The sequence below is a fragment of the Leptolyngbya sp. 7M genome (assembly GCF_018128485.1).
The window spans coordinates 1294436-1317780 of record NZ_CP070897.1 but is presented as its reverse complement, the minus strand read 5'-3'; the positions used below and the strand labels follow the sequence as shown (position 1 = coordinate 1317780).

At 49.1% G+C, this 23345-nt stretch carries 17 protein-coding genes; 7 read left to right on the top strand and 10 right to left on the bottom strand.

Going from position 1 to position 23345, the window contains the following annotated elements; translation table 11 throughout:
• Positions 1 to 3: 3 nt before the first annotated feature.
• The gene (locus JVX88_RS06185) at positions 4 to 2181 is read right to left on the bottom strand and encodes a transglycosylase SLT domain-containing protein (protein WP_211626460.1); all 2178 of its coding nucleotides are present in this window, start codon (positions 2179 to 2181) and stop codon (positions 4 to 6) included.
• 279 nt (positions 2182 to 2460) lie between these two features.
• Here JVX88_RS06185 and JVX88_RS06180 point away from each other — a divergent pair, with 279 nt between their 5' ends.
• Complete coding sequence (locus JVX88_RS06180; protein WP_211626459.1) at positions 2461 to 3030, top strand: hypothetical protein; 570 nt, start codon at positions 2461 to 2463, stop codon at positions 3028 to 3030.
• Between the two features lie 4 nt (positions 3031 to 3034).
• Positions 3035 to 3823 carry a S41 family peptidase gene (locus tag JVX88_RS41755; protein ID WP_211626458.1) on the top strand — a complete coding sequence of 263 codons (789 nt, stop codon included), beginning with the start codon at positions 3035 to 3037 and terminating at the stop codon, positions 3821 to 3823.
• 164 nt (positions 3824 to 3987) lie between these two features.
• Here JVX88_RS41755 and JVX88_RS06170 read toward each other — a convergent pair whose 3' ends face one another.
• From JVX88_RS06170 to JVX88_RS06130, 9 genes are all read right to left on the bottom strand, one after another.
• Positions 3988 to 7773, bottom strand: coding sequence for a carboxypeptidase regulatory-like domain-containing protein (locus JVX88_RS06170; RefSeq protein WP_211626457.1), 3786 nt, complete (start codon positions 7771 to 7773; stop codon positions 3988 to 3990).
• A 125-nt stretch (positions 7774 to 7898) separates the two neighbouring features.
• Positions 7899 to 8879: a YCF48-related protein gene (locus JVX88_RS06165; protein WP_211626456.1), complete on the bottom strand. Its 981-nt coding sequence runs from the start codon at positions 8877 to 8879 to the stop codon at positions 7899 to 7901.
• A gap of 115 nt (positions 8880 to 8994) precedes the next feature.
• Positions 8995 to 11244, bottom strand: a complete 2250-nt coding sequence (locus JVX88_RS06160) for a VIT and vWA domain-containing protein (protein ID WP_211626455.1) — start codon at positions 11242 to 11244, stop codon at positions 8995 to 8997.
• An 829-nt stretch (positions 11245 to 12073) separates the two neighbouring features.
• Positions 12074 to 13528, bottom strand: coding sequence for a DUF6600 domain-containing protein (locus JVX88_RS06155; RefSeq protein WP_211626454.1), 1455 nt, complete (start codon positions 13526 to 13528; stop codon positions 12074 to 12076).
• A gap of 327 nt (positions 13529 to 13855) precedes the next feature.
• Positions 13856 to 15574 carry a hypothetical protein gene (locus JVX88_RS06150; protein WP_211626453.1) on the bottom strand — a complete coding sequence of 573 codons (1719 nt, stop codon included), beginning with the start codon at positions 15572 to 15574 and terminating at the stop codon, positions 13856 to 13858.
• Positions 15575 to 15778: 204 nt separating this feature from the next.
• Positions 15779 to 16351: a NifU family protein gene (locus JVX88_RS06145; RefSeq protein ID WP_225931349.1), complete on the bottom strand. Its 573-nt coding sequence runs from the start codon at positions 16349 to 16351 to the stop codon at positions 15779 to 15781.
• Positions 16352 to 16489: 138 nt separating this feature from the next.
• On the bottom strand, positions 16490 to 16681 hold the full coding sequence (locus tag JVX88_RS06140; RefSeq protein WP_211626452.1) for a hypothetical protein: 192 nt from the start codon (positions 16679 to 16681) through the stop codon (positions 16490 to 16492).
• Between the two features lie 211 nt (positions 16682 to 16892).
• Positions 16893 to 17744 carry a peptide chain release factor N(5)-glutamine methyltransferase gene (prmC, locus tag JVX88_RS06135; protein ID WP_211626451.1) on the bottom strand — a complete coding sequence of 284 codons (852 nt, stop codon included), beginning with the start codon at positions 17742 to 17744 and terminating at the stop codon, positions 16893 to 16895.
• A complete protein-coding gene (locus tag JVX88_RS06130; RefSeq protein ID WP_211626450.1) occupies positions 17741 to 19270 on the bottom strand; it encodes a sugar transferase in 1530 nt (509 codons plus the stop codon). Before JVX88_RS06130 ends, prmC begins: the two co-directional genes overlap by 4 nt.
• A gap of 84 nt (positions 19271 to 19354) precedes the next feature.
• Between JVX88_RS06130 and JVX88_RS06125 the strand changes: the two genes are divergently transcribed.
• From JVX88_RS06125 to JVX88_RS06105, 5 genes are all read left to right on the top strand, one after another.
• Positions 19355 to 20425, top strand: coding sequence for a glycosyltransferase family 4 protein (locus JVX88_RS06125; RefSeq protein ID WP_211626449.1), 1071 nt, complete (start codon positions 19355 to 19357; stop codon positions 20423 to 20425).
• Positions 20418 to 21203, top strand: coding sequence for a WecB/TagA/CpsF family glycosyltransferase (locus tag JVX88_RS06120; protein WP_211626448.1), 786 nt, complete (start codon positions 20418 to 20420; stop codon positions 21201 to 21203). Before JVX88_RS06125 ends, JVX88_RS06120 begins: the two co-directional genes overlap by 8 nt.
• Positions 21204 to 21503: 300 nt before the next feature.
• A complete protein-coding gene (locus tag JVX88_RS06115) occupies positions 21504 to 21761 on the top strand; it encodes a TolC family protein (RefSeq protein WP_211626447.1) in 258 nt (85 codons plus the stop codon).
• A gap of 92 nt (positions 21762 to 21853) precedes the next feature.
• Positions 21854 to 22627 (top strand): glycosyltransferase family 2 protein, encoded by a 774-nt coding sequence (locus tag JVX88_RS06110; RefSeq protein WP_211626446.1) that lies wholly within the window; start codon positions 21854 to 21856, stop codon positions 22625 to 22627.
• 93 nt (positions 22628 to 22720) lie between these two features.
• Positions 22721 to 23344, top strand: coding sequence for a hypothetical protein (locus tag JVX88_RS06105; protein ID WP_211626445.1), 624 nt, complete (start codon positions 22721 to 22723; stop codon positions 23342 to 23344).
• Position 23345: the final 1 nt, after the last annotated feature.

Here is a 23345-nt window from a genome sequence, read left to right as displayed (position 1 = left end):
GCCCTATTCGATCCTTATGTCAGGATTCTCGGCCAAAAACTGTTCGCGGGGCGTAGAATCTACCGCTCCACGCAATGGACGGGTTCCTACGTTCGGCTTGAAATTGCCGTTTTCATCATAAAGCCTCCGATATTGAGCCGTATTACGGATAATGCCCTGAACGTAACCTTTGGTCTCACGAAATGGAATAGCCTCGACGAACTCATCCATCTCCAGCGGAAGTGTCCGTCGCCACGTTACTACACGTCCGGGACCTGCATTGTAGGCAACCGCCATATATTCTATTCGACCGTATTTATCCAGATTCTCACGCATATAGGCGGTTCCGAGCTCTATATTCAGGGCCGTGTTGTAAAGATCAGCGGCCGAGCTGACGGGAAAAGCAGATCCATATTTCCTAGCCATCAATTGGGCTGTTGGAAGAAGGAGCTGCATAAGGCCATAGGCATTGGCGGAGGAGCGTGCTGTCGGGTTGAAGACCGATTCTTGCCGAATAAGCCCCGCGACCTTATAAATGTCTAGATTCCTAGCCTTTGACCATCTTGATATCTGATCCCAGGCGATGTGCGGATAGAAGATATCCCATTCGTCGCGGCCCATTTCTTCGGGAAACATCTGGGCATAATCCGGGTAGCTTTTTGCAAGCGCGAGCAGAGCATTCACATTGTCCGACTTCATTCGATAGTGTTTCGCCAAAGCAAGATTTATTCTCGGGGAATTCTGTGCTGATTTTTGGGCTTCGCGGAGTTCGTCGATCGCCCAGTCAAAAAGACCGATGGTAGAGAGCTGTTCGCTTTTCTCTGCACGTTCTACTTCGCGGGGGCCGGATGTTTCCTGAGCTACGGTTACGGTTTTTAGGTTTGCTGCAGCTTGGGATACAAGCGAACCGGCAGGGAATTGATTCGGAGCCTGGCACTGGCCGCGAGCCCGCAGAGCATTAAGTCGCTCAAGCCCGATGTGTCCATACCAATTCGCGGAATATCTATATACTAGGGCGTCGTAAAGAGTACAGGCCTCACCGATCCGACCGGATCTTTCTGCATTGCGGGCAGACCAATATCCGGCCCGGCCGCGATTTGAACTGTCTTTATCTGCATATCGGGCCAGATGCTCAATCAGCATATCTGCTGCCCTTGCGGAATTCCCAGCTTCATGTTCAAGCCAAGCGAGTTCAAATTGCGCTCCCGCCACCTCAACCGCTTGCGGATAATTTACCAGTGCGGTTCGGAGGAAATGGATCTCCTCTGCCTTGTTCTTGGAATCCCGAGCCAAATATCCGGCCTCGACCCAGGCCTTTACTGTGAGCGGACTTTGTGGATGATTTGAGCGCATCTCGTCCGCAACCATTCGAGCGCGCGGCCAAAGCTTTGCCTTTGCGTAGGCATTGAGAAGATCACGATAAGCCTGATCTCGCCCCGGCATATTTGACGGCATTGAATCGAATGCAGCTTGAGCCAGAACTGCATTACCGGCCCTTGAAGCAGCGTTGATACGATCCAAATGAACCTGCGGCGTGATCTCAGCAGGAAAGCGTTCGATCAGACGAGTATAGGCATCGAACGCGAGCGAGGCCGTTCCCATCGACAGTAACCTATCAGCTCGAACCTTCATTTCTTCTGCCGTCGCATTCATTAGTGGATCTACCGATAAGTTCTTTAGTCTTGCTTCGGCTTCTTTGCCCACATCGCGCGTGCCGCCATATAAATAAGCCTTGCGGAAAAAAACAATCGCCTGCGGCTGATCGCCGAGTGTTTCATATGCTTTCGCTGTGATGAGGAGAGATTCGGGTACTTTTTTATTGTTAAGTTGATCCAAGAACTGCGGCACTTCGCTTGTCCTGCCTGTTATCATTGCAGATTCAGCCCACCGCAGCTTTGCTTCCTCCAGTCTTAGTGAATCCGGGAATTCCTTAACAACGCGCTCAAACTGCTGCATTGCACCTGCATGGTCACCATCGGATTGAAGTGCTCGTCCGCGTAGCCAGATGGCATAATCAGCGAGCTTGGTGAGGCGTTCGAAGTCATCTGAGTTGAGAACTATCGCTGCACCCTTAAAATCTTTATTCTCGAAACGAATGCGTGCGCGCAGAAGCCGTGCTAGTGCTCCGGTCTGCGTTCCTGCAAAACGTCTTTCAATGCCTTCGACAACCGATTCGGCCGGGAGGCGTCCGCCTTTGGTCATTTCTCGGAGCGAGGACAACGGATCTGACCCGGTTGGCTGCGCACTACAGGAAATGGAGAATATGGTGAAAATCAATGAGAATGATACAAGAAGATTTACTACCATTTTTTCGTCAATCTGCGCCAAAGATTTGATGCGCTTAGGTCATCCTTACTATGTCCATTGAAAAAATGCACGGATGATATTATACCAAACCTGTGGAGACCACCCCTGTCTTCTGTGATCAGTCAGATTGCAAACCGTCTTTGAAGATTTTAACCTGTTGTATTTGCAATTGTTATGATCATTAAATCCATCGAATTGATAGAAATACACCTGCCGCTTGTACATTTTTTTGAGACAAGTTTTGGCAGAACCTACGAACGCCGGATCATTCTCGTCCGTGTGGAAGACACAGACGGAGCCGAAGGCTGGGGAGAGATAACTTGCGGGGAATTGCCGGGGTATTCTGATGAATGGACCGACTCCGCTTGGGTGACCACAGAGAAGATCCTTGCCCCTATGGTCATTGGAAAAGCGGCTGAGAGTGCTTCATCGATCTGGGATCTTATGAAATGGGCTCGCGGCCACCGTATGGCAAAATCCGGGATAGAAACCGCTTGTTGGGACCTTGAGGCAAAGAAGCTCGGTGTCCCGCTGTGGCGACATCTTGGTGGAGCTAACCAGATCATCGAATGCGGTGTCTCGATAGGGATTCAAGATACGATACCTCAATTACTGGACAAGATCAGGGTGGAGCTCGAAGCCGGATACAAAAGGATCAAGATCAAGATCTCACCGTCATGGGATCACCAGGTGATCAAAGCCGTCCGGACAGAGTTCGGCGACATTTTGCTGATCACGACCTGAGCAGATGCCGTTGGTCGTAATTGTCGATGGCGATACTGCGTCTGCCGCCGAGATACTCGCCGCCGCGCTTCAGGACAACGACCGAGCCCTGATCGTCGGTGAGACAACATTTGGAAAAGGCTTAGTACAAAATGTTATCCAACTGCCTGAAGGCGGAATGACGCTGACCGGTGCTCGGTATTACACACCATCAGGCCGATCTATACAGCGAAATTACTCAGATAGAGGGCTCTATGACTATTTTACCCACGCAGAGAAAGGCGAACTGATAGATACGACCTCGAATATTTACCTAACTATCACAAACAGAAAGGTTCATGGCGGTAACGGTGTTTCGCCTGATGTAAGGTTTGAGTCAAACAACGATCTTGCGAACGCGATAAGATTCCAGATAGAAAAGACTGCCTTCGCTCAGGTAAGGCGAGCAGTTTTGGCACCGTCCAATGGGTTAAGAGGTTCAGATTCGCAAGAATTGCAGGAACTTCGCCGCAAGATCATCTTCGGCGAAGATACCCCTAATTCGGAGAAAGTTGCCGAGCTTGTATCACGGTTTACTACAGCTGAAGCAAACCATGCCCTTATCGAGAATGAATTCCGCCGAAGAACTCGCTATTTTTTTTCGCTCGCTCTATTTGGACAGGAGGCGGCATCAAAGACATTGATCGAGTCCGATCCGCTAGTAACAACTGCGATCAATCTTCTGCCCGAATCGGCGGCTCTTTATAAAGAAGCATCTATCATCCTCAACAGAAAAAATGCCCGCCGGATCACGTCTCCTAACGGGCTTAGATGATCAGAAACAGGAGGAACTGGAAAGAATGATGCTGTGGCAATCGGCGTCTCGCTTTCGGTTCCATTAGAGAAGATGTGCTTGAAAGCGGTTCGGTTGCTTTACAAAAAAGATCCGCGGGACCTTTTTGATCCCGCGGATGCTGTTAAACAGAAAATCTAATGAAATTAGAAGTTTAACTTGCCCGATATCTGTACTCTTCGGGCACTGTTTGTTACGTCAGCATTGATGCGGCCAAAGATACTTGAACCGTATCCAGTTTGCGAAAATCCGGCTGGAAGCACTGCCGACGGGAACGAGAAGTTTGGCGTGTTCGTGAGATTCCTTGCATCCACACGAACATCAAAGCTCACAGTTTCTGTGAAACGGAAATTTCGCGAGAGCGACATATCGGTTTCCCAATACTTAGGTCCGATAAAGTAATTTCGTCCCGTATTTCCCACCTCACCGGGTCCCGGCTGCGAGAAAAGGCCTCGTGCTGCCTGGTCGAACCACCAGTTCCGCAAAAGCGGGCTAGAGGGGTTGTCGAAGTTACCCTGAACCAATTTGCCGAGGTCACGCGGACAGCCATTGCAATTTGCGAACGATCCACTCGTCTGGCTGATCGTGTTCAGACCGGAGAAGACCGAGAAGGGTCTGCCGGACGTCATTCGCACCGTACCCGCCAATTGCCAGCCGCTGATGATGTAATTCAGAACCGAGTTCTCAGCCCTTAGAGCTTTTCCGCTGCCGAACGGAAGTTCAACAACATAAGTGCCCAAAAGCGAATGCCGGCGATCGAAATCTGACCATGCATAAAGTAATTTTCGGTTGTTGTTATCAAGTGGCGTATTTGCGGCGGTCTGCGTTGTACCGGTGCCAAGCGTGGTAAACACTGGATCGAACGAACGTGTATCCTTTGAGATCGCATACGTGTAGCCAACCTGATAGCTGATGCCTTGCCGCATCCTTCGCTTCATAATGAACTCAAGCCCGTTGTAGAACGAAAAATCGTTGCTGTCAACGACATTGAGGCCGCCAGTGAATTGCGAAAAAGGCTGGAAGAACGAACTAAAACCATGGACACCGATAAGCTGCTGGTTCAAATTCGCGTTGGTACATCTGCCGGCCGTAACGTCAGCCGCAAGGCAAAGCCGCTGGGATGCTGCCAGTGCGAGCGTAGCGATGCTGCCCTGTGTAATGGCCGTAGCATTCAACGAGCGGAAAAGCGTGGTTCCCGCATTATTGTTCGCATTGCCCGTGAACAGGAGATTGATCAGCGGGCTATTATATGTCGAACTGCCCCGAATACTGTTGAACGCCTGTAGGAAGGTCTCACCCGTTCCCGGAAGCGTTCCGTTGAGATTTACCTGATTTACATTGTAAGTACCAAAAAGGTTAGTTGCCTTCTTGCCGATATAGTTGAACTCGAACACATTCGCTCCCCAAAGTTCTCTTTGGAAACTTGCCGTCCAGTTATGAACGCTCGGGAATTTGATATCCGGATCGATCACTGTGGTCGAAGCAGTGCTGAACGCTACCGGCGTCCTTAACTGATCAGGAGACTGTGTCGGAACCACTGATGGAAGACCGTTTCTCAACAGTCCGCCACCCTGGCCGAATGCGGTATTTGATCCAAGCGCATTGTTCCCGGGCGTGCTTTGGAATATGAACGAACTAAAAAGGAACGTCGAGAATCTATCCGATGCCTTGCGGTAATTCATTCGGACAGATGTTTTGCCATCCTTGAACGGATCCCATGCGAACCCAAGCGTCGGCAAGAACATGCCGTAATCGTCATCAAAGAGCTTACCTTCCGTCCAGCGGATCGCATTCGATGGGGCAGATCCGAGCACGACAGGGCGATCCGGAACCAGGATCGGGCGTCCGCCTGCCGCACGCGGAGCGAGCCTTATCTCCCAGCGAACACCAAAATCGACCGTGAAATTGGGCCGCCATTTCCAAGTATCCTGTACGTAGAAATCGACCTCAGGATGATCCGCATCAAAGATCCACCGTGTGCCGCCCGGAGCAAAGGTTGAAGGATTGCTCGGATCGTTAACGAATGCCTGTGAGATCGTACCGACGCGTCCCAAAACATCGTTGATAACGTTCTCCAACCGCGTCCGGTCTGCAGAGTTGATGACCGCGGCCCCGGTCGGCAAATTCCATGCAGCGGGAAAAGTACTGTTGACGGTTCGGCTAAAGTTAAAGGCACCCTCTATCGCACCACCTGCAACCGACGAACGGTCGTCGTTGCTTCGTCCGAGACGGATATTCGTTCCTGCCTTAAGAACGTGCGGCGAAAGGTCGAACGTCATGTTATCAACGAATTGAAGCGTTCTGAAGGAGCGAGCATTGTAAGTGAAGTTTGAGTTATAGTCGGTAGGAAGATTGAACACGAAAGCATGGTTCGGGTCAGCATTAGGATTCGTAAAGGAAAAGCTGAAATCGCTATACCCGAACAGAAATTCATTTGTAAACGTTGCAGTCGGCGACGAACGCCAGTTGAATGCAACATTCTTCGGTTTTCTGAACGTGTCAACCCGATAGCTGTCGCCGCCTGGGAACCTTGGCCGGCCGGCGTTTGCGGCATCACCGATCGTATTCTGCTCACCCTGTGCCCATCGAATGTAGAAATTGTTAGAGTTATTCAACTTGAAGTCGAACTTGGCAACAAAATCATACTGCTCTTCACGCTGCGGGGAATTGAAAAGATACCCTGCAATATTCAATCCGTCACCGGTCGCGCTAAAGCTGTTCGGCAAAGGCATACGGTTAATGTATGCCATCAGGGTCGGATCGAGCGAAATACCGGTTCCGGTCGGGATATTATAGGAATCGATGCAGTTCGTCGTTACGGTAGAGCTGCACGGAGGAGCGATCGGATTCCCGTTCGCATCAACAGTTCCCGGCCCGTTAACTCCACCGCGAAGCCACCTGAAAACTCCTTGTCTTACAGCCTGGGTATAGACTGTCCTGGTTTGAAGTAGAGCATCCGACGCACGCAGCATTTGGAGGTTTACGAAAAAGAACGCGCGATCACGAAGCAGCGAAAAAGGTTTCGTTCCCTCACCAAAGCCGGGATTAAAAAGCGGCCCCCCAAAGCTTCCGCCAAAAATATGCTGGATAAAATTTTCCTTGTCTGTCCCATTCACATTCGCGGGATAACTTCGCGCCATGAAGCCCTTTGTTTGATAGTACTCAAAAAGGCTGCCGCGAAACTGATTCGTCCCAGAGCGGGTAACAAGCGTTACCTGCGCGCCGCTGCTGCGTCCAAGTTCAGCGGTGAACGCTGACGTTACGACCTGAAATTCCTGGATAGAATCCGGATTGGGTCTTAAGGGGGTGAAATTCGACCCACCGGCGGTGGATTCATTTATATCGATCCCGTCAAGCGTAAAATTGAAGGCACGGTCACGCGAGCCGTGTATGTGGACGCCGCCGCCTGTATTCGCACCGGTCGAGATTCCCGGCTGGAAATTCAGGATATCCAGCGGGTTCCTGCCACGAGTACCGACGATCGGAAGACTTTCAATGGTCCTTTGTTCTACCGTTCCACCAATGTTTCCTGAGCTGCTTGTTTGCACTTGTTCCGCGACCGCACCGACCTCAATAACAGCAGTTACTTCACCGATCTCAAGCGAAACATTCACGGTTGCGGGCTGATTGATCAGCACCGTGTTTCTAGACGAAACAAATCGTTTGAACCCATCCTTTTCAACGGATACTGAGTAGGTTCCGGCCTGAACAAGATCAAATACATACTGGCCCGTGTTGCTGGTCGTCGTTGTAAGGCTTACGTTGGTGCCTTCGTTGGTCAGTGTAACTGTCGCACCGGCAATGGCGGCTCCGGCACTATCTGTGACCGTGCCGGTAACGCGTGATGTTGTCCCCTGTCCGATCGCAAAGATGCATGCGCAGACCATCACACCAAAAGCGGCCACCGCTTTCTTCAAAGTTTGATTGCCCATCTCACTCCTCCAAAGTTTTTGTTTTACTATATAACTTATCCTTATGATATTAAGGATTGCGTGCAGGAATATTGATGTAAGATAGCACAACTAACTCTAGGTGTTAAATTGAAATTAACGAATTTTTATCGAATGTATTCTAACAAAAGTCCGGATTCTCCCACCGCCCATCCAAATCGTTTCATAATGAAGAGTCCATAAAGATTAGACTCTGTCCCGCTCTCCTGACGGACCCAAGTTCTCCCTTTATCTGATGAACGGAGAATAATCCCCTTATGCCCGACGATCCAGCCGTTCTTATCGTCGGCAAAGTCCACACGCATGAATGTCCCTTTGAAAGGCGTAGGTACCTTTTCCCAAGTATTGCCACCATTCTCGGTGCGAAGGATAATGCCATTCTTACCGACCGCATACCCTTCTTTATCATCACGAAAATCGATATTGAATAACGGTTCGGTAGTTCCTGACACTTGCTTTTGCCATGTGCGTCCGCTGTCGGTCGTTGCCAGGATCACCCCGCCGTCTCCTACTATCCAGGCACGCGAGCTTCCGTTAAAATCCAAATGATAAAGCTCTCCCTTTGCAGGAACGATCGTCCTTTGCCAGGTTTCGCCGCCGTCTTCTGTTCGCATCACTAGCGAATCTACGACAACTTCTCTATCTCGGACCTTTCTCCATATTGAACCGACCGCTAAACCGCGGCGACGGTCTGAAAAACGGATGCTCAAAAATTCCGGTGTTCCGTTTTTGATCTCGCCGGGGCCAATAAGCTGCGTCTCCTTCCAGGAACGTCCTCCGTCTGATGTGATGAACATCTTCCGCCCTGCGACAAGATACCCATTATCACTGTTTCGGAAATAGATCTCATTGATATCTTCTGTAGTATTCAGCTCGTATTTTTCCCAGGTTTTCCCCCCGTCGGAGGTCGAAGCCAGATACCCCGCGTCTCCCGCAATAAAGCCTTTGGTGGCCGAAGTGAAATAAACGGCAACAAGGTCGCCGTCTGTCTCGCATTTAGACGCCCGCCAGGGACCTTGTCCGTTAATACTGGAAACAACGATCAATAAGATCAATAAAAATGGATAGAACCTAACCGAAGATACCACTCGGAAACCTCCAAAAGAAGAATGAAAAAAGGGAACCTTTACCGAAATAGCATAAACGGTTTTTCCGCAAAGGTCACCTTTTTGACGAAACGACAACTCAGCTTTTGCGGCGGAACTACTTCACCACTCGATAAACGCGACTCCGTAGTACAACCACGACCTGTTCGCCAAGCGAAAAATATCGTGCAAGCTCTGTTTCGTTCTCTATCAACTTAAAGTAGTCATCGCTCATAAAAACCACTCGCGTTTCCGGCAGTTTCCGATCTGCCGTAAACTCGGAATCGACCCAAACATTATTCTCTAGAAAGAAGTTTCGGCTTCCAATGAACCTATTTGTTGCGGTGCTTCGCACCAATACCTGATCTTCGGCTGATCCTTTTTCATTGAACGAAACGCTTGAACTCATCTTCTGTCTGTTCTGCTGGACGCTCATTCTTACGGCCTCTTCTCCGCTTACGGCCGCTACGCGTTCCGCTGCCCCCGGTGCCATCATCGCACGCCCGCGAGTGTCGCGGCTTGTAGCTATCATTCGGCCATCAGCGGCAAGATAAGATGTGTATGGTGTAACTATTCCGTACCGCGTGCCAAGTTCCACGACCTCGTCCTTTAGCTCTTTGGTCTCGCCGTTGATGCGGATCTCCTCAATGAGCCAACCGACTCGGCGAATAGCCCACAATCGCGGCAGAAATTCATTCTCAGTGTTTCGTAAAGGAAGGTTCAAACCATTGAATTTGAAGCTACGCTGAGCATTGCCGCTCTTTCCGCGAAGCGTAATTTCGATATTCCGAAGATCTGATGAATTGCGATATCGTCCGATCACGGCAAGCTGCATCCCACGGAAAAGATCTCCGAGCTTTCTTGGATAAACGGCTTCGGCGGAAATCCCGGCGAGGTCAAGCTCCAACCCGGATAGGACCGGAGAACTTACGCGCGAAAAGAAATTCGAGACCTTGACCTCAAGGTCCTCCTTTGGCTGAACATAGTCTGAGATACCGCCATTCTCAGTCCCTATCTTGTCGAGCAGCGTTGTATTTACGTCATACCCAAAACCGAACGGAAAGATGCGAACATCAACCTTCTTTGCTTTCGCAAGATTCTCGATTATGCGCTCGGTATTTCTCTCCCCGACGGTTGGCAGACCGTCCGTCATAAAGATGATCATCTTGGGACGCTCTGAGCGGTCAAACATCTTAAGTGATGCTATCAGCGAATCATTAATGTTTGTCCCGCCACCCGGTTTTAGGGAGTTGATGAATTCCTCGCCACGAGAACGTCCGCCATTATCCGCCCGAATAAGATTCGGCTCCATCAATTTCTCCTCACCGGCAAAGCTAACGATGCTAAAGCGATCATTCTCATTCAGCGTGCGAATACCAAACAGCATCGCGGCACGAGCTTTATCCATTTTCCCTGCATCGGCCATCGAGCCACTCGTGTCCAGCACAAAAACGATATCTTTGTTTACGATCTCCTTTTCGGAAACTTTGTCACGGGGCGAGAGCATAAGCAGAAAATAACCGTCTTTTCCAGGTTCGCGGTATGTAAGGAGCGACATTCCCAGATCATCATTCGAATGATTAAAGAATAGCTCAAGATCATTGTCATTCTCTTTTGTCTCGAACGTGATGGTCGCCATTTTTTCCCCGCTACGACTGATATCAATACTGTGCGATGGTGAATAGATATTTCGTAGAGCGCGATCACTAGAGATCTCGATCTTTCCAGAGATCGTGCCAAATTTCTGAGGGGGCATATCGCGCTTAATGTTTTCTATTGAAGGATCTTGGTTTCGCCAAAGGTTGTGTCCTGTTCCGAGCGGATATCTATAAGCAATGGTGCCGGAATCTGCCTTCAAGACCTGTGAATAGATAAGTTCGAGCTTTTTATCCGAATGTGGCGGGATAGGAAAGATTGATGCCTGAAATAGATCTTTGCCGGCATATTCCAAAAGTCCTGGATCTCGCTGACTGCGAACTATCTGGTCGTAAATTCTTCGCGCTTCTTCGCGAGTTCTGACCTCTCCGACGAGCTTTTTACCGTCTTCCCATATGGAGAACTCACTGATCGCCGCCGATTCGGGCAACGGGAAGAAGTACGTACCCTCTAGTGTGAATTGTGTATCGTTACGAAAGATCTGCTCAATGTGGGTCGTTGCCACCTGGCCGACGATCTTGGTTTGGATGTTTATCGACTTTACAGGAAGCACGTTTGGCAAGGGGATCGGCCGAGGTATCGGACGCGGCGGGCGGCATGGCCTAACATTACAAACTATCGGGACGATCACTCCCTGTGCTAACACGTTAGGCCCGGTCAGAATGACCGCGAAAAATACGGTAAAAAGGGCCGCGAATTTGGTAATAGTCATATAGTATTCTCCAAAAAACTTGTTGGTTCGGGGAAAGCTGATTAGAATCGTCTTATACAGAACGTCAGCAAGTTCTTTTTCTTGCATCTTTTCTCGGTCCGTTGCGTGTTCTAGGTGTATTTTCTGAACAGGAGTCTGACCTATAATGGTGATTTCCCGCATTCTTGTATTTGCTCTGGTGATTTCGGTTTTCGTGAACGCTTCTTTTTCTCAGGTAAGCAGTGACGAGCACCACATTTGCGATCAGGACTTTGCCCGCTCGCTGGCGGCGCAGCTTGCAGCTGACGCACGGGCCGAAAGCGACACTCACAAAAAGGTAAAGAGTCTCATCCGTCTCGGAGATTTCACCTGGGAACTGGATGAGGCGCGCGCTCGAGATTACCTAACCGAAGCCTATCGGGCCTCGGTTGAGAACTTCAAAGAAAAAGGATTTGAGACAAGACAGCTTTCTGATGATCCCCGGTCTTTGTTCACACAATTACCCGATCTTCGGTTCGAAGTTTTGCGTGCGATCGCAAAACACGACCCTGCCTGGGCTCGTCGGTTGTCCGAAGAGCTAATGGCGGAGTACGAGAGGTCAGCCAAGAATAGAAGACCGATCGATGAATTTCGTGAGATCCACTCGTTGATGTCCGTAGCTCAGGATTCTGTTGAAACGAATCCGGAACTTGCCATAATGCTTTTCCGCCAGGTAATGGCGTATCCGTTGGATTATCACTGGTATTTTGGGCTGAATGTGGTCGCTGGAAAGAATGATGCATTTGCTGGCTCGCTATATATGGAACTGCTACAACGGTACAGAAATGAAACGCCCCGCCGGCTGTTGTTTCTATCGGCGTATCCGTTTGCGGCAACTCGCATCATGGGAGCAGACCGTATGCAATACGGTTCTAGTTTGCCGGATGGAATGTTGCCGCAACCGGCTCTTCAGCAACGTTTTATTGAAACATTTCTCACCAGATCCCTGTTTTTTGTAGGGAACGCGGAGGAACGGATGCGTCCACCGTACATTCCATTTTCCAAAGTCTTCTTTCGAGACCGTGATCACGCCTGTATCTGGCAGATCTTGGGAATTGGGAAACCGTCGCGGACCACGTGGGCCTTCATTATCGACCGGGACAGGACTCGGCAGCGGTGTTGGATTTGTAGCAACAGGCCCTGGATTGGGGTTGCCTTGTCGATGCCGTCTGTTGTAATTGCGATTGTAATTGTACCAGCGCTGATGATACGAAAGCGGATACCAGCAAACATTGTTATTTACGACCGTTATGTAAACGATCGCCGGACGCCACCAGCTACGCGAATATCTATAGTATGCATACGGCGTCCAGTACCAGCGGCCTTTTACCCAGATCCAGCGACCATAGTGATAAGTGGCCCAACCCCAAGGCTCATCATTGACCCAAGTCCAACCGAAAGACGGCAACCAGCGCCAATGTCCGTATCTATATGGCGACCAGTTGCTGTAGTAGCTTATTGAACGTTGATGTGGCGACCAAATGTAGCCATAATCACGATCAAATGTCCAATCACCGTAATCCGTTAATTCATCTGCACCGTAAATATCGCGATCGTAGTATTGGTCGTAATGTGAGCGTTTGAGGCGTTGGGCTATTTCATTATCGCGCGTTCTTGCCCATGCAAAGATCGGGTCTGCTAGGTAAGAAGAGCCTGAAAGATCCCATTCACCCGCGTTGCGACCCGAAATGAGAAGGCGAGCGCTTCGCCCATCGCGAAGGGTGAACCCTGATGTTTCAGAATAGATCCGAGCTTCGCCATCATCAAAGACAGAGATCAGCACCTCGTCGGAATTCAATGCAGCATCGATGAAATACTCGCCAGATCGCTGGATCGCGATAGTGCTTCGCGGGGCATCGATCTCAAGATACTCACGGTCGATTGAAATATCATTTACACGGAGGAGCAACTTGCCTTGCTGAAGACTTACGGCAATACCGGCATCCTGGAGCGTCGTCAGCGACAGGAGCGAGTCCTCCCCCAACCGCAGATAATTCCTCGAATTAAGCTGGATCTCGACTCGTGCTCGAGGCCCAGTAGCAATAATGTCACCTTCGACTATAGGAAGATTAAGGGCCGCCTTTTCCCAATCAACGTTTTCGGACCGCCTGATCTGAACATCACCTTCAATAAAGCTGATGCGAGCGACGCGATCGGTTATCTCCGGCTCATCATCAATAAGAACATAACCGCTGGCGGAATACGAGAATAGCGATAGCATCACCGCCGCGAATAAAAAACTTTTACGAGATCTTGATCCGTACATGGGCATCTCCTTGGTTTGATCGTCGTTCTGGACAAAGCTCCTGGTATTCGCTCCAAGTTCTGCATAGCAGAGCTTTTAGAAAATTTCAGCAATTTACGTTCCGTTTCGAGATAGGTTGCCAAATACAAAAATGTACGATTTTCATTGGTTCCCAGTTACGGAAAAAGGGTCCTGACTACCGAAATCGTGCAGCCAGTCGAAGCTGCCTGACGAAATAGTGCGCTTTTTGAAATCTCATAGGAACCCGCCCTGGTTTTCTTATCACTGAACAAACTTTAATGGCGGCCCAGAACGGGCCGCCATTGAAGAATCGGACCTTTGTACTGTCTATACTGCGACAGCGTGATAGTTAGGGCCAAGCTTTTCTGCTTCCCCTTGAGCAAGGTTATTCACAAGCTCGTAATCGAAATAGTCGAATTTTGACGCTACCATAGGTTCAACGCGTTTGTCATACATTTCCCGCGAACGATCGATCGCCTCCCGGAGTTGGTCATAAAGATTTGAGGAATTCCGGCCCTCTTCGACCTTCTGCTGATTGTAGAGCTTTATCTCTTCGACAAGCAGACGGGCAAATCGCCGAGCCTTTGTATGAAGCGGTCTTTCATCTTCAGAAACAGCAATAGGAAGATCCAGATTGCGCGAGCTGAGCCTGCCGGTCGGCCGCTCTGCCTGGATGGTCTCAGAAACCGCAGGTGAACCTTCGGTCTGATAACCGTTTTGAGCAACTTCAGCTGAATCAAATGCCTGCTCTTCAGCTACCCCATCCGTTGATCCAACGACATCCTCGGCTGAAGCCCCAAAGTCTGAGTTACTGCTGAAGGCAAAATCGGTATGAGGCTCGGACGCCGACCCTAAGTTGGAAACTGAGCCTGCCGTTTCTTCAAACTCTGGTTCGGGTTTGGAGATCTCAAACGATGTTTCCTCTGCAGTTTCAGGTACGAATTCGTAAGCGACCTCTTCAGGGGCTTCAGCTTCGGGATGAGAGGTAGTGAACGAGAATCCGGTTTCGGAATCTTCAATTGGCTCCCCAATTGGTTCGGCCGGCATCGTCCATTCCGAGGCTTCCCCGACCACGGCTTCGTTAACCACTTCGGCTGTATAGTGTATTTCAGCGTCGGGTTCAACGTGTTCGATAGAACCCGAATACTCGGGCACCTCGGCAGGAAACTCATTCGCAACTGGAGAAACGGCCTCCTGAACCGCATATGAGGTTATTTCAGGTCGCGTATTTTCAGCAACCGGCTGACGATCATTCACAACTGAACTTGCAGCAAGAAGCTCCACGGTTAGACCAGCCACACGAACCAAGGTTTCCAATGCTTCAAGATTTACTGTGGTCCCGTCGCCATAATCGACATACAGAACCGCCACTCCTCTGCCGCGTGCGATCAAAGGCAGAGCATACATCCTGTCCGGACGGCCAAGCCCGAGCGGACCGAGAAATCCTTCTTCCAGGCATCCATCAAAATAGGACGCCTCCGCAATCTTAAGTTCGTTTACCGCTCGGTCAAGAACGGAATCTGACGATTCGAATCGCCCGTCCCCGACGGGGACAACCTGTGTGCTGCTGCTATCGAACCGCTTCCATGGCACGAAAGCCCCGTGCTTAACGATAAAGAAAACTCCGCGCGGGGCAAATTCTCGCGCATGAGAGATCAGAGAGGTGAGGATTGTAGATTGCGACGTCTTTGAGGAGATCTCTGCAATGGCATCACGAAGCACATCATATTTAACAGATACTGCAGAACCAGAAACCAGTTTCTCAGCTTCGTCAAATGCGGTCGCGGCAAGTTCCGCACCGGCATCTTTAGCCAAGCGCAGATGTTCTGTAATGGATTGAGCTATCGCGGGTTCAAGTTTCGGGGCCTGTTCGAATCTTTCCGTCAGCAAACGGATCGCTTCATCCATTTGCGCTTTGTGCTTTTCGAACTCGGCCTCAAAATTACGCTGAAACTCGGCGGTTCGCTGCCGCATTTCAGAATAAAGATCGTTAAGGTAACCCTCGAATTCAGCTTTCAAACTAATCTCGAGTTCTTCGCTATTCACTATTGTTTCTCCTCCAAATACCGACGATGACGGCAGTGATACTTGCTGCGTTTCATAGGTGGGGTCTAAATTGGCGGGGCGGATGTGCCGGCGACGCGGTCAGCAAACATAAGATGCTGCCATAAGGATTATGGCGAAATTCGGCATACTATGTCAAGAAAATCTTGCAGTGATTCGATTTAGAGATGGGTTGGCGTGTTCGGTTCAGATGGCAATTACCGTTATTTCAGGGTCTATCTCATCGCGGATCATATTCTCGATTGCCATCAGTGTTCCGGTCAGTGAACTCGGACAGCTTCCGCACGCGCCTTCGTATCGGATGCGGAGGGTTTTGTCCTCAAAACCAACGACCTCCAGCCAACCGCCGTCTCCAGCAAGATAAGGGCGAATGCGTTCGTCTAAAAGTGCATTTATCTCACGAACAACAGGGTCATCATCAAGGATGGCTCCCAGGGTGCCGCCTATTGCTTTTGCGGCATTACCGTTGCCGTTTCCATTTATTGAACGAACAGGTTCTGCGGCCCTAATGGGAACAGCGAGTTCCGGAAGTATCTCGTCCCACTCGGCCTCATCCGTCTTCTCGACGGTAACCATCTTATCCATGTAAAAGACTGAGACAACTTCGCCAACGTCAAATATCGACTTGGCAAACTCGTCTGTCCCGGCCTCCTCAGCAGACTTGAAGGAGTGCGAAGTGCCATATGACATCGGCTCCTTCAAGATGAACTTTACCGCGTTCGGGTTCGGCGTTTCCTGGATATCGGCTATCTTTGGCATTGTCGATCTAAAATTAAAGATTGCTAAATCCTTACATAAATGTCAAGTTTTTGAAAACCTGAGTGGGTGAAATAAAAACGAGCCAATGCCGTAGCAGAGGCCCGCTAAAAGCAAGGAACAAAAACCTATAGATCGCAGCTATTCAGTGATATGGATATCTTCCTTTTGGTTTACACGTCCTGAAAGAAACATACCGCCCAACCCGATCGTTGCGATCAGAAATACGATAAGGCTGACGAGATAAAGCGTGTTCCCACCGCTGTTGGTGTACATATAGTACGAACCTGCGGTCAACAGGAGGGAAACGAGGGCTAGCAACGCGTAGAGCATAATTGACACCTCCGAACCTGAAAACGGAACTGGCCTCTTGTTGAAGCTCTAGGGGAAGACCTGGGCCAAGCCGAAACGGTATTTGGCCAATCCACGTCATCGATTACTTTTCAAACTGCCTTGATGGAACGCCCTTATAGTAAACCCAAAATCGGATAAAAATCAAGCATTTCGTGTCTGGAAAATGTGATGCGTTTTGACTATACAGTGATCAATCACTTGTTTTTATTGCCGACACGACCCGCGGAATGCCTTGAAGATCAGGAATAAGATCTATTCTTTGCCAGACCTCAGGCAGAAGCATGGCCTGGACAGGTTCAGATTGATCCCAGCCTATCTCCATCAATAGCCGCCCGCCCGGCGCCAGCCGCTCTGCTGAATCGTGAATGATCCGGCGAATTATACCTAATCCATTTCCACGATCAGTCAATGCAACAAGGGGTTCGTGCTCGCGAACCTCTATTTGCAGCCCGCCAATATCTTTCAAAGCGACGTAAGGCGGGTTTGTGACTATAAGATCAAGACCCCTTTCGTCCATCGATGCAAATATATCTGAAAGGACGATCTTGATACGTTGCTGAAGGCCGAGTCGCAAGGCATTCTCTACAGCAACCAAGAGGGCATTTTCCGAGACGTCTCCGGCAATACATGTCGAATCCGGAACATTCGCAAGAATTGCCAGTGAGATACAACCTGAACCGATACCGATCTCACAAAATCGTCGAGCCTCCCGTCTATTCAACCAATCGATCGCATGCTCAACTAGTATCTCGGTCTCAGGCCTAGGAATAAGAACGTCTGGCGTTACCTTGAACTCAAGTCCGAAGAATTCCTGTTTTCCGACTATGTACTGAAATGGTTCATGTGAAGCACGTCGCCGCAGAACGGCTTCGAATCGTTCAATTTCTTTGGCTCCAAGTTGAAGGTCATCGTGCGCGATCAAGTATGCCCGGTCACGTCCTATCACAAAACCAAGTAGCGACGCTGCCTCCTTTGAATGTTCCGGGATCGCCGCCTCGGCAAGCAATTGGGCTCCGAAACGTAGAGCATCGGCTATCATCATTCTGCACCCTCGCCTCGGAAGATCGCCGGTATGGTCAGCAATATGATCTTTATATCCAGCAGCAGCGACCAATTCTCAATATAAAAAAGATCCAATCGAACCATCTCCTCGAAAGAGATCGTACTGCGTCCTGATACCTGCCACAGACCAGTGATTCCCGGCTTCATATCCAGCCTTTTGCGGTGCTCAATGTTATATTCTTCAACTTCGTACGGTATCGGAGGACGCGGGCCGACGATGCTCATATCGCCTTTAAGAACATTAAGTAACTGCGGAAGTTCATCGATGCTCCAGCGACGCAAAAAGCGCCCGACTGGAGTAACCCTTGGATCGTCTTTTACTTTTCCGTGCAGACCGCCCTCGCCGCTCTCACCTTCAATATTCCGTTTATATGCTTCGCGATGCACGGTATCATCTGCATCGGCGAACATTGTACGGAATTTATAGCATTGAAAGATACGGCCATCCATGCCAACACGATTTTGACGAAAGAAAATATTACCGCGCGAGCTAAAACGAACCAGCAGCATGGTAATAAGCCAAACCGGAAATGTGATCAGCAAAGCGAATGATGCGATCACGATGTCAGAAAGTCGCTTGATCAGACGATCCGTATCCGAAAGCGGCTCACGAAAAAGCCTGACCATCGGAAGAACACCTATTTGTTCTACGCTCGTCTTCTGCGGCAACAGGTCAAAAAAACTGGGAGCAAATCTGAACTCAACTCGACGGGAACGTCCTGTCTGCATCATCACATCAAATAGTGATTCGCCACGAACGGAATCATCGGTGATGATCACTTCCTGGATCCGGAGCTCACGTATCAGATCAGCAAGTTCGCCAGCCGCACCGACAACAGAAACGCCTCCCAGCTCGCCAGTTTCAGGCCCGGGATCGTTCCCGTTTCTTACAACCCCAACTATCTTGAATCCCAGATCCGGGCGGCGTTCGAGTTCCCGTACCGTTTGAAGAGCTTCAGCATTCGTGCCCACAACTAGTGTCGGGACCAAATTTATTCCTCGTTTCCGGAACCTTGTCTGGATCGCCCTGATGACCAAGTGAAATAAAAGATAGAGCACAAGTGCGATAAGAAAATCGAGAACAAAAACAGCCCTTGAATATGAAAAATCTCTGTATGCAAACCCCCCGCGAAAAAGAAATGCCCAAGAAACGATGATGAGCGATCCAACTGCTATTGCTTTGAAAATACGTATTCCTTCCTGAACGTATGAGAACACACCGTGAAATCGATAGACTCGCTGATAAAGAAGCATCGCAAAACGGACGATAATAGCCGCGATCAGAATTCCTGAGTACGGCGAAAACTCTCGCGACCACAGAGAATTGTCACCCGAAAAGATCGCCGCCCCCTCTCGCAACCTGAACGCAAGCAAAAAACTTACAGCCGCGATGAATATATCGACAACCGCAACACCGAATTTTATGAACGGCATTACCCATTCCGGCACGCGGTTCGGCAATGCCTCTGGCCTCTGACTCTTCGTTACGGATCGCATTGCTTCCATATGCATCTCTTTGTTTGTATGTTAATAATCAGGTCGTTGCAAACGGATAGAATTCGAATTTTGCCTATTGTTTGCGCATAACTGATGAAAATACTCATAACCGCTCCGAGCCTCGATGAAAGCCGCAATGTAAGTGGTATCTCGACTATCGTTCGCCAGATAATCGAATATTGTCCGGACCAATTCCTTCATTTTGTAGCAGGCCGCGAAGACAGAGAAAGTTCCGGGGTATTTTGGGCCATACGCCAATTGATTTTACCCTTTCGCTTTATCGCTCAAATACTCCGATTCAGGCCTGATGTATTTCACATTAATACCGCCCTGACTGATCGTTCGATAACTCGTGATGCGGTACTGTTGGCAATCGCTCGTTTAACCCGCACTCCTGTGATTCTGGCAATACATGGAGGAAAGTACCTCATAGAGGACATTCCCTCAAAGGCAATGAGATTCACGACGAAGAGATTGCTTAGTATGGCAGACTCTATAGTTGTTTACAGCGATCACGAAAAAGGTTTGATCGAAGAAAGATGGGCACCGAAGAATATCTTCATTCTTCCAAATGCGATCCCAGGTCGATTCATAGAAAAAGCTCAACGCAGTAACGATCGGCCAAGCATACTTTATTTTGGAAGGATGCATGAATCGAAAGGCTTGCACGAATTGACCAATGCCGTGCGAATTCTTAGGAAAGAGGGGCTCGATTTTGATGTTAGAGCTTACGGCGAAGGGCCTCTTCGAGAATACTTCGTCACTGAGATGGCTTCTCTCTTGGACGATCGTTTCGTGTATGGAGGCGTGATTCGCGGAAATGAGAAATGGAATATCATACGGGAGGCAGATATCTTTGTACTGCCATCACGTTATGGTGAAGGACTGCCGATGGCCATGCTTGAGGCAATGGCGACTGGCTGTGTCGTAATTGTCGGCAATGTTGCCTCAGTAAGAACGGTTATTGAAAACGCGAAAAATGGCTTCTTGGTGGAACCTTTCTCGGAAGCTGAGCTTGTTCAGAAACTAAAGCAGACCATACGAGGAGAGGTCAACCTTGAAGATATTGGCCTACAAGCAATAGAAACTGTTCGTAAACATTTTGAGATAGGTCAATACGTCCAGCGGCTTAGCCGTATATACGCGAATACGATCAATGGATGAAACTGAGAAAACCGGGCTCACAACTCAAGGGCGTGTCAGGATCGTGAGTCTTGACGTGGATCTTTGTAGCGCGACGTCCATAGCCGACAAGGTTGAAAAAATGGTGTTAGAAAGACAGGGAGGATATATCTGTTTTTCTACGGTCCATATGGTTATGGAGGGTTTTGATGATCCTGAATTCGCAATATTAGTAAACTCAGCAAACCTAGTGATCCCTGATGGGATGCCGCTTGTTTGGATGCAGAAGTTGCTCGGACACAAACAGGCTGAAAGGACAAGAGCTAACGATATGATGACCCGCTTGTGCGAGGTCGCTGCCTCAAAAGGCTGGTCGGTAGGATTTTACGGCGCCTCCGAGGACGTCATATCTGGGATACTTGATCGGCTCTCTACAGAATTTCCCTCCCTTACCGTTAGTTATGCATTTTCGCCTCCATTTCGACCACCAACGTCTAACGAAGAAGCTAAGATCATTCAAGAAATAGAGTCAGCAAGACCTGCTCTTTTATTTGTTGGACTTGGGTGTCCAAAGCAGGAGCGTTGGATGTCCAGAAACGCTCAACGACTTTCATGCGTTATGTTCGGGGTTGGGGCTTCCTTCGATTTTTTCGCAGGTAATGTCAAAGAAGCCCCACGATGGTTAAGCCGCATTGGACTCGAATGGCTATTTAGATTGTGGAAGGAGCCAAAACGACTTTGGCGTCGCTATTTAATTCAAAACCCTAGGTTTGTTTTCCAAGCTTTCTTACAAATAGTCGGAGCTAAAAAGCAACCCTGAAGCTACCTTGCTGTTTTACCCAAGGTGCCAGGCCAAGCGGCCCACCAACGCTTACGCCTCAGATCAATGTACTTCCAATACGATTGACTATAATGAGAGTATTGTCTTCAAGCTATTTTGGAGTTTTTTTGTTCCTCATTTATACAATGATGCTTATCATAAAAAATCTCTAACATCGGGCCTACGTTCGAATACTGCAATACTTTTGCCCTTTTTTTTGAAAACCAGCATAATATCGTTTCCGGACATAGCATAGACGATGAAGTTCGTGTCAAATATCAGACTGCTTTTGCTGGCTCTTTGGCTGGGGTCGGCGGTGTTTTTTATAGCAGTGGCGCAGAGCGCGTTCAGCTTGAAGGCGAACGTCGGCTTTTTGACGCTGGACGTTCAACGACCTTTTTGCTGTTCCAGCGCGAGAATGCCCTGACCAACGCACGGAATTCTGAGATCCGGGCCGAGACCGATTACCGCAAGGCGATAGCTGATCTTCAGCGAGTTACGGCCACAACTCTTGAACGCAATAACATCGTTCTCGAATCACCCATTCGCGGTAATTGACGCTGACCTTCTCTTTAATATGTTGTTGTTTAGCCCGTGAATTTTGCGGGCTTTGCTTTGTTATTTAGATCTACTCTGCGAAAATCATCTGCGTGAAGATCTCTGCGGTGATCATTACCTTCAACGAAGAGGCAAACATTGCCGATGCAATCGCTTCAGTTGATTGGGCCGATGAAATCCTAATTGTCGATTCAAATAGCACAGACCGAACGGTAGATATAGCTAAGGAATTAGGGTCTCGCACTATCATCCGCGAATGGGGTGGCTTCTCGGATCAGAAGCAATTTGCGACCGATTCCGCGGAAAACGATTGGATATTGAGCATAGATGCTGACGAGCGGGTATCACCACAACTAAAAGCGGAGATCGAAGATCTAAGGCAAAAAGGATCAAAGGCTCAAGGCTACAAAATTCCCCGCCTGTCATTCTATATGGATAGACCTATCAGACATTCGGGCTGGTATCCAGATCGGCAATTGCGTCTTTTCAATAGAACCAAGGGACATTGGAAGGATGTTCTAGTACACGAGAGTTTTCAAATGGACACCAATGCGGTGACAGACACCTTAAATGGTGATATCTTGCATTACACCGTTAGGAACGTAGCCGAACATCATAAAATGATCGGTGAGCGCTATGCTCCCCTTGCGGCTGAGCAAATGTTCAAAGACGGAAAGCCGTCATCCTTAAGGAAGATCATCATGTCAGGCCCCGCCGCATTCTTTAGAAGCTATATCCTTAAATGTGGATTTCTTGACGGCCTGCCTGGCTTTGTCATTGCTTGGTTCGCCGCACATAACTCTTTCCTGAAAAATCTTCTCCTTTGGGAATTAGAGAGATCCAGTGAAAACCGCAATAGAAGGTAGAAATTACAACCAATCGAGAACTAGCAACATCGAATCTTTTAGCATTCCTTGAGATAAGGTATATTGTAATCTGAGTTCTATCCGAAAGATCCTATGCGTTTATTGATCTCCGGCATTTTTGTTTCTTTCTTTTGTCTGTCCATAGCTCACGGACAAAAGGGTGTCGATTCTCAAACCCAGAAGATAAAAGACGACACAAATAAGGCGACGTCTCGCCCATCAGATGTTAACCGCTCGTTCGATTGGGGAAAGGGTAAGACCCAGGTGCGCGACAGGTTGCCGAACCCCTATCAACTGAATGGGCGCCGTGACGCACTTATCGACATTGTTCAAGAGATCTTCAAAGAAAAAAAGATCATATTGGATGAGGCCTCATCCAGATTGTCAGAAGGCGTCATCGTCTCACAACCATTTGTGTTCGGCCGCGGACAGGTGATCGCCACCAATGAAATGAAGCGATATGCCGTCTTGCAGTTTGATGACACCGCTTGGACGCGCGGACAATACACATTAACCGTAACGATACAGCCGATCGACGGTATAAGAAATAATGTGTCCGTAGTGGCAAAGATCGAAGGACGGGCCGGTGCGGGACTTTTCACCGAATGGAGAACAGTCCCAAGTTCCGGGCTCGCAGAAGAGGAATTTCTGGTAAAATTGGTCGAGTCGATGACCGGGAAGCTATTGGACCCGCCTCAAACGATCGACCAGCCATAGC